The sequence below is a fragment of the Diaminobutyricimonas aerilata genome (assembly GCF_002797715.1).
GTDB classification, from domain to species: Bacteria; Actinomycetota; Actinomycetes; order Actinomycetales; family Microbacteriaceae; genus Diaminobutyricimonas; species Diaminobutyricimonas aerilata.
Genome location: NZ_PGFF01000001.1, coordinates 2,367,570 through 2,380,901, shown reverse-complemented (window position 1 = coordinate 2,380,901; position 13,332 = coordinate 2,367,570). Strand labels below are relative to the sequence as shown.

General features: G+C 69.0%; 13 protein-coding genes. All 13 read left to right on the top strand.

Annotation, left to right across the window (positions count from 1 at the left end):
• Nucleotides 1-55: 55 nt before the first annotated feature.
• The 13 genes from rho to atpD all read left to right on the top strand — a co-directional run bounded on the left by rho (nucleotide 56) and on the right by atpD (nucleotide 13,331).
• The gene (gene rho / locus CLV46_RS11485; protein WP_245866771.1) at nucleotides 56-2,239 is read left to right on the top strand and encodes a transcription termination factor Rho; all 2,184 of its coding nucleotides are present in this window, start codon (nucleotides 56-58) and stop codon (nucleotides 2,237-2,239) included.
• A 3-nt stretch (nucleotides 2,240-2,242) separates the two neighbouring features.
• Nucleotides 2,243-3,319, top strand: coding sequence for a peptide chain release factor 1 (gene prfA, locus CLV46_RS11480; RefSeq protein ID WP_100364893.1), 1,077 nt, complete (start codon nucleotides 2,243-2,245; stop codon nucleotides 3,317-3,319).
• Between the two features lie 10 nt (nucleotides 3,320-3,329).
• Nucleotides 3,330-4,196, top strand: a complete 867-nt coding sequence (prmC, locus tag CLV46_RS11475; protein WP_100364892.1) for a peptide chain release factor N(5)-glutamine methyltransferase — start codon at nucleotides 3,330-3,332, stop codon at nucleotides 4,194-4,196.
• Nucleotides 4,197-4,246: 50 nt separating this feature from the next.
• Nucleotides 4,247-4,918, top strand: coding sequence for an L-threonylcarbamoyladenylate synthase (locus CLV46_RS11470; RefSeq protein ID WP_100364891.1), 672 nt, complete (start codon nucleotides 4,247-4,249; stop codon nucleotides 4,916-4,918).
• Nucleotides 4,915-6,219, top strand: a complete 1,305-nt coding sequence (locus CLV46_RS11465) for an MraY family glycosyltransferase (protein WP_100366032.1) — start codon at nucleotides 4,915-4,917, stop codon at nucleotides 6,217-6,219. Before CLV46_RS11470 ends, CLV46_RS11465 begins: the two co-directional genes overlap by 4 nt.
• On the top strand, nucleotides 6,216-6,662 hold the full coding sequence (locus CLV46_RS11460; protein WP_100364890.1) for a Cg1360 family ATP-synthase-associated protein: 447 nt from the start codon (nucleotides 6,216-6,218) through the stop codon (nucleotides 6,660-6,662). Before CLV46_RS11465 ends, CLV46_RS11460 begins: the two co-directional genes overlap by 4 nt.
• Before the next feature lie 117 nt (nucleotides 6,663-6,779).
• Entirely contained in the window at nucleotides 6,780-7,592 is an 813-nt protein-coding gene (gene atpB, locus CLV46_RS11455) for a F0F1 ATP synthase subunit A (RefSeq protein WP_100364889.1), read from the top strand.
• Nucleotides 7,593-7,639: 47 nt separating this feature from the next.
• Nucleotides 7,640-7,864 carry an ATP synthase F0 subunit C gene (atpE, locus tag CLV46_RS11450; RefSeq protein ID WP_100364888.1) on the top strand — a complete coding sequence of 75 codons (225 nt, stop codon included), beginning with the start codon at nucleotides 7,640-7,642 and terminating at the stop codon, nucleotides 7,862-7,864.
• Between the two features lie 25 nt (nucleotides 7,865-7,889).
• A complete protein-coding gene (locus CLV46_RS11445; RefSeq protein WP_100364887.1) occupies nucleotides 7,890-8,456 on the top strand; it encodes a F0F1 ATP synthase subunit B in 567 nt (188 codons plus the stop codon).
• A gap of 3 nt (nucleotides 8,457-8,459) precedes the next feature.
• Complete coding sequence (locus tag CLV46_RS11440; RefSeq protein ID WP_100364886.1) at nucleotides 8,460-9,242, top strand: F0F1 ATP synthase subunit delta; 783 nt, start codon at nucleotides 8,460-8,462, stop codon at nucleotides 9,240-9,242.
• Between the two features lie 29 nt (nucleotides 9,243-9,271).
• The gene (atpA, locus tag CLV46_RS11435) at nucleotides 9,272-10,909 is read left to right on the top strand and encodes a F0F1 ATP synthase subunit alpha (protein ID WP_100364885.1); all 1,638 of its coding nucleotides are present in this window, start codon (nucleotides 9,272-9,274) and stop codon (nucleotides 10,907-10,909) included.
• A 39-nt stretch (nucleotides 10,910-10,948) separates the two neighbouring features.
• Nucleotides 10,949-11,848 (top strand): F0F1 ATP synthase subunit gamma, encoded by a 900-nt coding sequence (locus tag CLV46_RS11430; RefSeq protein ID WP_100364884.1) that lies wholly within the window; start codon nucleotides 10,949-10,951, stop codon nucleotides 11,846-11,848.
• 19 nt (nucleotides 11,849-11,867) lie between these two features.
• Nucleotides 11,868-13,331 carry a F0F1 ATP synthase subunit beta gene (atpD, locus tag CLV46_RS11425; protein WP_100364883.1) on the top strand — a complete coding sequence of 488 codons (1,464 nt, stop codon included), beginning with the start codon at nucleotides 11,868-11,870 and terminating at the stop codon, nucleotides 13,329-13,331.
• Nucleotide 13,332: the final 1 nt, after the last annotated feature.

Sequence of the window (13,332 nt, the reverse complement as noted above, 5' to 3'; positions counted from 1 at the left end):
TGCTCGGGAGATAAGGAATCACCCCTTGACTGACGCGCCCTCGCACCCTCCCGTCGTGGAGTCCCGCACCGATCTCGCGAAGCTGAGGCTGCCCGAGCTGCAGGCACTCGCGGCTCGGCTCGGCCTCCCCGCTGCCTCGAAACTTCGTAAAGGAGAACTCGTGGACCTGATCTCCGACAGCCAGGGCGGCGAGACCGTCGCCGCCGACGCCCCGCAGCTCGACCTGCCGGTCGAGGTCGAGGCCCCCGCTGCCGACGCCGCGCCGGCGGACGTCGCTCCGGTGGAGACGGCTCCCGCCGCCGCCCCGGTGGAGGCGCCGCAGGCCCCCGCCCCGACCGCAACCGCCACTCCGCGACGTCGCGGCAGCCGACGGGTCACCGCCGCTCCGGGCGAGGCGCCCGTCGCCGCCGTCTCGCACGTGAACTCGGCCGACACGGGTCTCGTGCCGCTCGCCGACGTCGCGCCGGCCGCCGACCAGCCGACCACCGCCCAGCAGCCCACCGACCAGCAAGCCACCGAGCAGGCCACCGAGGCCGGTCCGGCCGATCAGCCCGCCGCCGAGCAGGCACCGTCGACCGAGTCGCCGCGCCGCCGCGGACGCGGCCGCGGCGAGCAGCCGCAGCAGGACGCCGCCGAGGTCTCGTCGGACGACGCCCAGGAGTCCGCCGACGGTGACGTCGAGTCGTCCTCCGACTCGGGCGAGCAGCGTCAGGGCCGGCGCCGCAACCGCAACCGCGGAGGCGACCGCCAGGAGCAGGGCGACCGTCAGCAGGGCGACCGTCAGCAGCAGGGTGACCGTCAGCAGGGCGACCGTCAGCAGCAGGGCGACCGTCAGCAGCAGGGTGACCGTCAGCAGGGCGACCGTCAGCAGCAGGGTGACCGCCAGCGCGGTGACCGTCAGCAGCAGGGCGAGAGCGGCCGCACCGAGGGTGGCCAGCAGCAGACCCAGCAGCAGCGCGACGCCCAGGACGACGGACGCGGCGGCCGGGGCCGTTACCGCGACCGCAAGCGTGGACGCGGCGCGCAGAACGACGAGTTCGAGCCGGAGATCTCCGACGACGACGTGCTCATCCCGATCGCGGGCATCCTCGACGTGCTCGACAACTACGCCTTCGTGCGCACGAGCGGCTACCTGCCGGGGGCGAACGACGTCTACGTCTCGCTCGGGCAGGTCAAGAAGTACAACCTGCGCAAGGGCGACGCCGTCGTCGGCGCCATCCGCCAGCCCCGCGAGGGCGAGCAGGGCCAGGGCCGCCAGAAGTACAACGCGATCGTCAAGATCGACAGCGTGAACGGGCTGCCCCACGACGAGCTCGCCGAGCGCGTGGAATTCGGCAAGCTCACGCCGCTCTACCCGCAGGAGCGACTGCGCCTCGAGACCGAGCCGGCGAAGATCTCGACCCGCATCATCGACCTCGTGTCGCCGATCGGCAAGGGGCAGCGCGGTCTCATCGTGTCGCCGCCGAAGGCCGGCAAGACGGTCGTGCTGCAGGCCATCGCGAACGCGATCGCGAAGAACAACCCCGAGGCCCACCTCATGGTCGTGCTCGTCGACGAGCGGCCCGAAGAGGTCACCGACATGCAGCGCACGGTGAAGGGTGAGGTCATCGCCTCGACCTTCGACCGCCCCGCCGAGGACCACACGACCGTGGCCGAGCTCGCGATCGAGCGCGCCAAGCGACTCGTCGAGCTCGGACACGACGTCGTCGTGCTGCTCGACTCGATCACCCGCCTCGGCCGCGCCTACAACCTGGCCGCTCCCGCGTCGGGTCGCATACTCTCCGGCGGTGTCGACTCGTCGGCGCTGTACCCGCCGAAGCGCTTCTTCGGCGCCGCGCGCAACATCGAGGACGGCGGCTCGCTGACCATCCTCGCCACCGCGCTCGTCGAGACCGGGTCCAAGATGGACGAGGTCATCTTCGAGGAGTTCAAGGGCACCGGCAACATGGAGCTGCGCCTCTCGCGGCAGCTCGCCGACAAGCGGATCTTCCCGGCCGTCGACGTCAACGCGTCGAGCACCCGCCGCGAGGAGATGCTGCTCGGTGTCGACGAGGTCAAGGTCACCTGGAAGCTGCGTCGTGCCCTCGCCGGCCTCGACCCGCAGCAGGCGCTCGAGATCGTGCTCGGAAAGCTCAAGGAGACCGGCAGCAACGTCGAGTTCCTCATGCAGATCCAGAAGTCGCTGCCGCAGCCGGGCAACGGGCACGGCAACGGCAACGGCCACGGCCACCACGACTGACCCGTGTTCGAGTCGGTGGCGGTGCTGCTGGCCGAGCACGAGGATCTGCAGCAGCAGCTGTCGGATCCCGCCGTTCACGCGGATGCGGCCAGAGCGAAGAGGATCAACCGGCGGTACGCGGAACTGAGCCGCATCGCCGCCGCGCACACGGCGTGGCAGCAGGCGACCGACGACCTCGAGGCGGCGCGCGAGCTCGCCAAGGAGGACGCGGCGTTCGCCGAGGAGGTCCCGACGCTCGAAGAGCAGGTCGAGGCCACTCAGGAGAAGCTGCGCCGGCTGCTCATCCCGCGCGACCCCGATGACGGGCGCGACGTGATCATGGAGATCAAGGGGGGCGAAGGCGGGGCCGAGAGCGCCCTGTTCGCCGCCGACCTGTTGCGCATGTACCTGCACTACGCGGAGTCGAAGGGCTGGAAGACCGAGCTGCTCGACCGCACCGAGTCGGACCTCGGCGGCTATAAGGACGTGCAGGTCGCGATCAAGTCGAATTCGACCGACCCGGCGCAGGGCGTGTGGGCGCACCTCAAGTACGAGGGCGGCGTGCACCGCGTGCAGCGCGTGCCGGCGACCGAGTCGCAGGGACGCATCCACACCTCGACGACCGGTGTGCTCGTCTTCCCCGAGGTCGACGAGCCCGGCGAGGTCGAGATCAACTCGAACGACCTCAAGATCGACGTCTACCGCTCGAGCGGCCCCGGCGGCCAGTCCGTCAACACGACCGACTCCGCCGTGCGCATCACGCACCTGCCGACCGGCATCGTCGTGTCGATGCAGAACGAGAAGAGCCAGCTGCAGAACCGCGAGGCCGCCATGCGCGTGCTGCGCGCCCGCATCCTCGCGCGCCAGCAGGAGGAACTCGCCGCCGCCGCCTCGGATGCCCGCAAGAGCCAGATCCGGGGCATGGACCGCTCCGAGCGCATCCGCACCTACAACTTCCCCGAGAACCGGATCGCCGACCACCGCACCGGATACAAGGCCTACAACCTCGACCAGGTCATGGATGGCGCGCTCGATCCCGTCATCGACTCGTGCATCCAGGCCGACGAGGAGGCACGGCTCGCCGACCTCGGCGACCAGTGAGCCCCCGCGCATGAACCCCGTCACCCTGCGGGCCTTCCGGGACCACGCCGTCGGCGTGCTCACGCGTGCCGGCGTGCCCACGCCGGAGGCCGACGCCGAACTGCTGCTCGGCCACGTGCTCGGGCTCGGGCGCGGAGCGCTGCAGGCGCGACTGGTGACGGATGCGCAGCTCGCGTCCGACGATCTGCTCGCGGCGACCGAGGCGGTCGAGCGCCGTGCCGCCCGGGAGCCGTTGCAGCACATCACCGGTCGCGCCGGGTTCCGCTCCCTTGATCTCGCCGTCGGACCCGGGGTCTTCGTGCCCCGACCGGAGACGGAGTCGGTCGCCCAGATCGCGATCGACGCGCTCGCGGCCGTGCCGTCGGCCGAACCCGTCGGCGTCGACCTCGGCACCGGCAGCGGAGCGATCGCCCTCGCCCTCGCCACCGAGGTGCCGCACGCACGCGTGCACGCCGTCGAGAACTCGCCCCAGGCGTTCATCTGGGCGAAGCAGAACTTCCGCGAGACCGGCGCCGACAACGCCCGGCTCGTGTTCGCCGATCTCGCCGACGCCCTGCCTGAGCTCGACGGCGTCGTCGACGTCGTCGTCTCGAACCCGCCGTACATCCCGGCGGATGCGGTGCCCCGCGATCCCGAGGTGCGGCTGTTCGATCCCGCCGCGGCGCTCTACGGCGGTGACGACGGCCTCGACGTCGTGCGACAGGTGTCGCGCACCGCGAGCAGGCTGCTGCGCGCCGGCGGCACGCTCGTGATCGAGCACGGCGAACTGCAGGCGGCCGAGATCGCGGCGCTCCTCACTTCGGACGGCTGGCGTGCTCCGGCGACCCATCGCGACCTGCTCGGGCGCGATCGGGCGACCTCGGCCACGCGCGCCTGAGTCCGCCCTCCACGACCCCGCTCGAGGGTCGCACTACGATGTAGGGCGACATGGCCCCCATCTACGACTGTTCGCGTGACGACGAGCTGCTGACCGGTATGCGCCTGGCGCGGTCGGCGATCGGCCGCGGCGAACTGGTCGTGATGCCCACCGACACGGTGTACGGCGTCGCGGCCGACGCGTTCTCGCCCGCCGCCGTGCAGCGGCTGCTCGCGGCCAAGGGCCGCACGGCCCCGCCGCCCGTGCTCATCCCGGGCATCCCGACCCTCGCCGCACTCGCCGAGCGCGTGCCGCCGGAGGTCGACGCGCTCGTCGAGCGCTTCTGGCCCGGCGGGCTCACGGTCATCCTCCCCGCGCAGCCGTCGCTGCACTGGGACCTCGGCGACACCGGCGGCACCGTCGCGCTGCGCATGCCGCGCAACCGGATCGCGCTCGAGCTGCTGTCCGAGACCGGTCCGCTCGCCGTGTCGAGCGCCAATCTCAGTGGTCAGCCCCCCGCGCTGACCGCGACGGACGCCGAGGTCATGCTCGGCGAGAGCGTCGCCGTCTACCTCGAAGACGGACGCGCGGGGGAGGACTACCCCGGGGCCGCCGAACCGTCGTCGACGATCGTCGACGCGACGGGACTGCTCGCGGAGGGCGGCAAGCTGCGCATCGTGCGGCACGGCGTCATCCCCGACGAGCAGATCGTCGAGGTGGTCGGGGCCGACAAGTGCGCATAGTCTTCTACGCGCTCGTCGGTGTGGTGTCGGCGGGATCGACCGCCGTGCTCGCCTACGTGACGTGGCGGCTGGGCCTGCGCTTCAAGCTGTACCCGAAGATCCGCGACCGGGACGTGCACACGAGCCCGACGCCCCGCCTCGGCGGCGTCGCGATGTTCCTCGGCGTGCTCGCGGCCCTCGCCCTCGCGTCGCAGCTCGACGAGTTCGACATCGTCTTCGACCATCCGGACCGCATCCTCGCGATCCTGCTCGCGGCCCTGCTGATCGTGGTGGTCGGCGTCGTCGACGACCTGTGGGATCTCGACTGGACGATCAAGCTCGGCGCGCAGATCCTCGCCGGCGGTGTGCTCGCCTGGGGCGGCATCCAGCTCGTGTCGCTGCCGATCGTCGTACCGTCGGAGACGAGCGAGCCGGTCGTGGGGGTGTACCTGCTCTCGCCGACGCAGTCGTTCATGCTCACCGTGCTCGCCGTTGTGCTCGTCATGAACGCGATGAACTTCATCGACGGGCTCGACGGACTCGTCGCCGGGGTCGCGATGATCGCGAGCGGTGTCTTCTTCATCTACGCCTACCTGCTGCAGGCGGGCGGACGCACCGAGTACTTCAACCTCGCGTCGCTGCTGACGGTGCTGCTCGGCGGTGCGTGTCTGGGCTTCATCCCGTACAACTGGCGTGTGGAGGTGCGGGGCCAGTTGAAGCGGCCTGCGCGTCTGTTCATGGGCGACTCGGGGGCGCTGCTCGTCGGACTGCTGATGGCCGCCTCCGCGATCGCGGTGACGACGCAGGTGGATCCGCAGACCATCAGCCGGTCGCAACTGCTGCCGTCGCTCATCCCGATCATCCTGCCGTTCGCGATCCTCGTCGTGCCCCTGCTCGACTTCGGGCTCGCCGTCGTGCGCCGGCTCGGCGCGGGCAAGTCCCCGTTCTCGGCCGATCGTCGGCATCTGCACCACCGCCTGCTCGACATGGGGCACACGCACCAGCACGCGGTGTTCATCTTCTACGCCTGGACGACGGTCGTCGCGGTCGGATGCCTGCTGCCGCTGTTCGTGCACTGGGCGTGGGCCCTCGCCTTCATCTCGGTCGGCCTCGTCGCGTGCACCGTCGTCACCCTGTTGCCGCTCACCCGGCGCAAGGCGGTCGAGACCGCCGTCCAGTCGCTCAGCCCGGACGAACTCGGCGCCGACGAGGCGACCGCGCGCTTCGACCCGCTCGACGAGGCGTCCAACGAAATCGACGACCAGCCCGACCCGCGCCAGACGGATGCGGCACTCCGACGACTGAAGGACAGGAAAGAATGACCGCCGCCCCGTTGCTCAAGCGCGCCGCCCTGTACGGCGCACTGCTCGCCCTCGCGATCGCCGTGATCGGCGGCGCGATCGGCTTCGCGGTCGACGGTGTGCCGGGGCTGCTCGGCGCCCTCGTCGGGGCGGCGATGACCGCGGTGTTCCTCGGACTGACCGCGCTCACGATCCTCGCTGCGGTGAGCGTGTCGAAGGGGGAGTTGTTCAGCCCGCTCTTCTTCGGCATCGTCATGGGCGGTTGGCTGCTCAAGCTCGTGATCTTCCTGGTGCTCGTGATCCTGCTCGGCGGCCAGGACTTCCTCAACCCGTACGTGCTCTTCATCACGATCGTCGTCGCGGTGCTCGGCTCGCTCGCCGCGGACGTGCTCGCCTTCGTGCGTGCGCGCATCCCGTACGTGAGCGACATCGACCTGCCGGGGGAGCCCCGCAGCGGCCGCTGACACCGGATCCGCCTCCCGATTCGTCGGGGGGCATTCTTCCTTGCTAGGCTGGGGGACGAAAGCCCCCCTTCTTGCCCGATCGCCGCGTGCTCGCACGCCCCGATTCAGGAGTCAGCGCTGCTAGCAAACGCTCTCAATCTGGTCGTACCGTTTGCCTCCGACGGCGGAGAGTTCCACGGGCCGTCCCTCGACGACTTCTTCCCGGAAGTGCTCCTCTTCGAGGGCACGCCGTTCGCGATCAACCGCATCATCCTCGTGCGCTTCATCGCCATCGCGGTGCTGCTGCTCGTCTTCTGGCTCGGCACGCGACGCATGCGCACCATCCCGGGCCGCGGTCAGAGCGTCATCGAGCTCGCGGTCGGCTTCGTGCGCGACAACATCGTCTTCAACACGCTCGGCGAGAAGGACGGCAAGCGGTTCCTGCCGCTGCTCGTGCCGATGTTCTTCACGATCATCTTCCTGAACCTCACGGGCATCGTGCCGCTGCTCAACATCGCCGGATCGTCGGTCGTGGGGCTCCCGATCGTGCTCGCGATCGTCTCGTACATCGCGTTCATCTACGCCGGCGTGCGCAAGCACCCCGGGGCGTTCTTCAAGAACTCGCTGTTCCCCTCGGGCGTTCCGCTGCCGGTGTACATCATCGTGACGCCGATCGAGTTCGTCTCGACCTTCATCCTCCGCCCCGTGACGCTCGCCATCCGTCTTCTCATGAACATGGTCGCGGGCCACATGCTGCTCGTGCTCTGCTTCTCGGCGACGCACTTCTTCCTCTTCACCGCCGGCGGCTTCTACAGCCTGTTCAGCGTCGGCACCTTCGCCTTCGGGTTCGCGTTCACGCTCTTCGAGCTGCTCGTGGCCGCCCTCCAGGCCTACGTCTTCACCCTGCTCACCGCTGTCTACATCCAGCTCGCGCTGGTTGAAGAGCACTAAGCGGACCCGGCGCCCGCCGAGTCCACTCACCACGGAAGGAAATACACGTGAACGTCGCTGAACTCACGGGTCACATCGCCCCTGTCGCCTTCGGCATCGCCACGATCGGACCCGCCATCGGCGTGGGCATCGTCGTCGGCAAGACCGTCGAGTCGGTCGCACGCCAGCCCGAGCTGCAGGGCCGCCTCACCGGCCTGATGTTCCTCGGCATCGCCTTCACCGAGGCGCTGGCGTTCATCGGCATCGCCGTCGCCTTCATCCCCTTCCCGTAATCTCGACCCCGCTTAAGGAGGCAGGATGCTGAACGCATTCCTGTTGGCACCGTTCGAGACGCACGGCGAGGCCGAGACTGCGCGGAACCCGCTGCTGCCGGAGTTCTACGACATCTTCTGGTCGGCGGTCATCTTCGCGATCGTCGCGGCGTTCTTCATCTGGCGTGTGCTCCCGCGCATCCAGAAGACGCTCGACGAGCGCGCGGAGCAGATCGAGGGCGGTATCAAGAAGGCCGAGAACGCCCAGGCCGAAGCGGCCGCGGCGCTCGAGGAGTACAACAAGCAGCTCGCCGACGCGCGCAGCGAAGCGGCTCGCATCCGCGAGCAGGCCCGCGTCGACGGCCAGAAGATCCTCGCCGAGCTCAAGGAGCAGGCGAACGCCGAGGCGGCGCGCATCACCGCGAACGCCCAGGCGCAGATCGAGGCCGAGCGGCAGGCTGCGCTCGTGTCCCTGCGTTCCGAGGTCGGCACGCTGGCGATCGACCTCGCGTCGGGCGTCATCGGCGAGAGCCTCTCCGACGACGCGAAGTCGCAGGCGATCGTGGACCGCTTCCTCGCGGACCTCGAGGCCTCCGAGCAGGCGAAGGCGTAACCCGTGGGATCAGCGACGAGAGAAGCACTCGCCGCCGCGCGCGAGGTGCTCGACGGCCAGAACGTCGACGCCTCGACCGGTGAGCAGCTGCTCCAGGCCGGCCGTGTGCTGGGCGGCTCCGCCCAGCTCCGGTCCGCACTCGCCGACCCCTCCGCGGGAGCGGCCGAGAAGCGCGCGCTCGTCGCGGCGGTGTTCGCCGGCTTCGGCGCGACGGCGAGGGCCGTGCTCGACTCGGTGGCCTCGACCCGCTGGTCGACCCCCGAGGAGCTCCTCGGCGGCGTCGAGGAGCTCGGGCTGCGCGCGATCGCAGCGTCGGCCGACGACGGCCTCGAGCGGGAGCTCTTCACGGTCGCCTCGGCGGTCGCGTCGGACCCCACGCTCGAACTCGCGATCGGCAGCAAGCTGAGCGGCGTCGACCAGAAGGTCGGCCTCGTCGACCGGTTGCTCACCGGCAAGGCCCAGCCGCAGACCATCGCGATCGTGCGTCACCTCGTTCAGCAGCCTCGCGGCCGCAGCCTGAGAGAATCACTGCGGTACGCCTCGACCGTGGTGGCCGACCAGGGCGGTCGGCTGGTGGCCACGGTCACGAGTGCGACACCCGTGGCGCCGGCGCAGCTGGACCGCCTCGAGCAGAGCCTCACGGCCCGGTACGGGCGCCACGTGCGACTGAACCAGGTCATCGACCCCCGCGTGCTCGGCGGACTCCGCGTGCAGGTCGGGAACGACGTCATCGACGGCAGCATCGCCGCCAAGCTCAACGACCTCAGACTTCAGCTCGCTGGCTGATCCCAGCGCAAACCCCGAAGGAACAACCCATGGCAGACATCACGATCAGCCCGGATGAGATCCGCGACGCACTCAAGGACTTCGTGCGCGCGTACGAGCCGAGCCAGGCGTCGACGACCGAGGTCGGGTACGTCACCGACGCGGGCGACGGCATCGCGCACGTCGAGGGCCTCCCCGGCGTGATGGCCAACGAGCTCATCCGCTTCGCGGACGGCACCCTCGGGCTCGCGCAGAACCTCGACGAGAACGAGATCGGCACCATCGTGCTCGGCGAGTTCGCCGGCATCGAGGAGGGGATGGAGGTCACCCGCACGGGCGAGGTGCTCTCGGTGCCCGTCGGCGACGGCTACCTCGGCCGCGTCGTCGACCCGCTCGGCAATCCGATCGACGGTCTCGGTGAGATCGCGTCGGAAGGCCGTCGCGCCCTCGAGCTGCAGGCGCCCGGCGTCATGCAGCGCAAGAGCGTGCACGAGCCCATGCAGACCGGCATCAAGGCGATCGACGCGATGATCCCGATCGGTCGCGGACAGCGTCAGCTCATCATCGGCGACCGCCAGACCGGCAAGACCGCCATCGCGATCGACACGATCCTGAACCAGAAGGCCAACTGGGAGTCGGGCGACGTCAACAAGCAGGTTCGCTGCATCTACGTCGCGATCGGCCAGAAGGGCTCGACCATCGCCGCGGTGAAGGGCGCCCTCGAGGACGCCGGCGCGATGGAGTACACCACCATCGTCGCCTCGCCCGCGTCGGACCCCGCCGGCTTCAAGTACCTCGCGCCCTACACCGGCTCGGCCATCGGCCAGCACTGGATGTACGGCGGCAAGCACGTGCTCATCATCTTCGACGACCTGTCGAAGCAGGCCGAGGCGTACCGCGCCGTGTCCCTCCTGCTGCGCCGCCCGCCGGGCCGCGAGGCGTACCCGGGCGACGTGTTCTACCTGCACTCCCGCCTGCTGGAGCGTTGCGCGAAGCTCTCCGACGAGCTCGGTGCCGGATCGATGACCGGACTCCCGATCATCGAGACCAAGGCGAACGACGTCTCGGCGTACATCCCGACCAACGTGATCTCGATCACCGACGGGCAGATCTTCCTGCAGTCCGACCTGTTCAACGCGAACCAGCGTCCCGCGGTCGACGTCGGCATCTCGGTGTCGCGCGTCGGTGGTGACGCCCAGGTGAAGTCGATCAAGAAGGTCTCCGGAACGCTCAAGCTCGAGCTGTCGCAGTACCGCTCGCTCGAGGCCTTCGCGATGTTCGCGTCGGACCTCGACGCGACGAGCCGTCGCCAGCTGGCCCGTGGTGCGCGTCTGACCGAGCTGCTCAAGCAGCCGCAGTACTCGCCGTACCCGGTGGAGGAGCAGGTCGTCTCGATCTGGGCCGGCACCAACGGCAAGCTCGACGAGGTGCCCGTCGAAGACATCCTGCGCTTCGAGCGTGAGCTGCTGGACTACCTCGGTCGCAACACCGAGATCCTCAGCACCCTGCGCGAGACCAACGTGCTCGACGACGACACCGTCGCCGCCCTCGACAAGAAGATCGACGAGTTCAAGCTCGAGTTCCAGACCGGCGACGGCTCCTCGCTGAGCGGCCCGGGCAAGGAGCAGTTCGAAGAGCTCGCCGACGAGGACATCAACCAGGAAAAGATCGTCAAGGGCCGTCGCTGAACGCGGCCGACGAGTTCCAGCTAGAGGGAAAGTAACGACATGGGAGCGCAACTCCGGGTCTACCGGCAGAAGATCCGTTCTGCCCAGACGACCAAGAAGATCACCCGCGCCATGGAGCTGATCTCGGCGTCGCGCATCCAGAAGGCGCAGCAGCGCGTCGCCGCCTCGACTCCGTACTCGCGGGCGGTGACGCGCGCGGTCTCGGCCGTCGCGACCTTCTCGAACGTGGACCACATCCTCACCACCGAGCCCGAGAACCCGCGTCGCGCGGCGATCGTGCTGTTCACCTCCGACCGCGGCCTCGCCGGAGCGTTCAACTCGCAGGTCATCCGCGAGGCGGGCGAACTGCGGGCGCGGCTCGAGGCCGAGGGCAAAGAGGTCATCCACTACCTCATCGGGCGCAAGGCGGTGGGGTACTTCACCTTCCGCAAGCGCGACTCCGAGCGGCAGTGGACCGGCGGCACCGACAACCCCGACGTCGAGACGGCCCGGGAGATCGGTCAGGCGCTCGTCGAGCGCTTCATCCAGCCCACCGACGAGGGCGGCGTGGACGAGATCCACATCGTCTACAACCGCTTCGTGAGCATGATCTCGCAGGTGCCGGAGACGGTGCGCCTGCTTCCGCTCGAAGTGGTGGAGGGCGTGGACGAGCCCGGCGACGAGATCCTGCCGCTCTACGAGTTCGAGCCCGAGGTCGGCGACGTGCTGGATGCGCTGCTCCCGGTCTACATCGAGAGCCGCATCTTCAACGCGATGCTCCAGTCGGCGGCCGCGAAGCACGCCGCCACCCAGAAGGCGATGAAGTCGGCGAGCGACAATGCCGACAAGCTCATCCTCGACTACACCCGGTTGGCGAACAACGCGCGCCAGGCCGAGATCACGCAGCAGATTTCCGAGATCGTGGGCGGCGCGGACGCCCTGGCCTCGGCGAAGCACTAACCAGGAGAAAAGGGAAGCCATGAGCACGACAGTCCCCGTCACGACGCCCGAGGCGTCGGCCACGACCGGCGTCGGACGCATCGCACGCGTCACCGGACCGGTCGTCGACATCGAGTTCCCTCACGACTCGATCCCCGAGATCTACAACGCGCTCGAGACGACGATCACGATCGGCGAGCAGAGCACGCGCCTCGTGCTCGAGGTCGCCCAGCATCTGGGTGACGACCTCGTCCGCGCCATCGCGCTGAAGCCCACCGACGGGCTCGTGCGCGGCCAGGAGGTGCGCGACCTCGGCGAGGCCATCTCGGTGCCCGTCGGCGACGTCACCAAGGGCAAGGTCTTCAACGTCATCGGCGAGGTGCTCAACGGCACTCCGGGCGAGACGCTCGAGGTCACCGAGCGCTGGCCCATCCACCGCAAGCCCCCGGCGTTCGACCAGCTCGAGTCGAAGACCCAGCTCTTCGAGACCGGCATCAAGGTCATCGACCTGCTCACCCCGTACGTGCTGGGCGGCAAGATCGGTCTCTTCGGTGGTGCGGGTGTCGGCAAGACGGTGCTCATCCAGGAGATGATCCAGCGTGTCGCGCAGGACCACGGTGGTGTGTCGGTGTTCGCCGGTGTCGGTGAGCGCACCCGTGAGGGCAACGACCTCATCCAGGAGATGGAGGAGGCGGGTGTGTTCGACAAGACCGCTCTCGTCTTCGGCCAGATGGACGAGCCGCCGGGAACGCGACTGCGTGTCGCGCTGTCGGCGCTGACGATGGCGGAGTACTTCCGCGACGTGCAGAAGCAGGACGTGCTGCTGTTCATCGACAACATCTTCCGCTTCACGCAGGCCGGTTCCGAGGTCTCGACGCTGCTCGGCCGCATGCCGTCCGCGGTGGGCTACCAGCCGAACCTCGCCGACGAGATGGGTGTGCTCCAGGAACGCATCACCTCGACGCGCGGTCACTCGATCACCTCGCTGCAGGCGATCTACGTGCCGGCCGACGACTACACCGACCCGGCCCCCGCGACGACCTTCGCGCACCTCGACGCCACCACGGAGCTCAGCCGTGAGATCGCCTCGCGCGGTCTCTACCCGGCCGTGGACCCGCTGAGCTCGACGAGCCGCATCATGGACCCCCGCTACTTGGGTGAGGACCACTACCGCGTCGCGACGAGCGTGAAGCAGATCCTGCAGAAGAACAAGGAGCTGCAGGAGATCATCGCGATCCTCGGTGTCGACGAGCTGAGCGAAGAGGACAAGATCACGGTGTCGCGTGCGCGCCGCATCCAGCAGTTCCTCTCGCAGAACACCTACATGGCGAAGAAGTTCACCGGTGTCGAGGGCTCGACGGTTCCGCTCAAGGACACGATCGAGTCGTTCGACGCGATCGTGCGCGGTGACTTCGACCACGTGGCCGAGCAGGCCTTCTTCAACGTCGGATCGATCTCCGACGTCGAGGAGAAGTGGGCACAGATCCAGAAGGACAACGGCTGAT

Excerpts from the sequence above, each read along its gene's own strand:
- prmC (WP_100364892.1), top strand. The coding sequence starts at position 3,330 with ATGAACCCCGTCACCCTGCGGGCCTTCCGGGACCACGCCGTCGGCGTG.
- CLV46_RS11470 (WP_100364891.1), top strand. The coding sequence starts at position 4,247 with ATGGCCCCCATCTACGACTGTTCGCGTGACGACGAGCTGCTGACCGGT.
- CLV46_RS11460 (WP_100364890.1), top strand. The coding sequence starts at position 6,216 with ATGACCGCCGCCCCGTTGCTCAAGCGCGCCGCCCTGTACGGCGCACTG.
- CLV46_RS11445 (WP_100364887.1), top strand. The coding sequence starts at position 7,890 with ATGCTGAACGCATTCCTGTTGGCACCGTTCGAGACGCACGGCGAGGCC.
- atpA (WP_100364885.1), top strand. The coding sequence starts at position 9,272 with ATGGCAGACATCACGATCAGCCCGGATGAGATCCGCGACGCACTCAAG.
- CLV46_RS11430 (WP_100364884.1), top strand. The coding sequence starts at position 10,949 with ATGGGAGCGCAACTCCGGGTCTACCGGCAGAAGATCCGTTCTGCCCAG.
- atpD (WP_100364883.1), top strand. The coding sequence starts at position 11,868 with ATGAGCACGACAGTCCCCGTCACGACGCCCGAGGCGTCGGCCACGACC.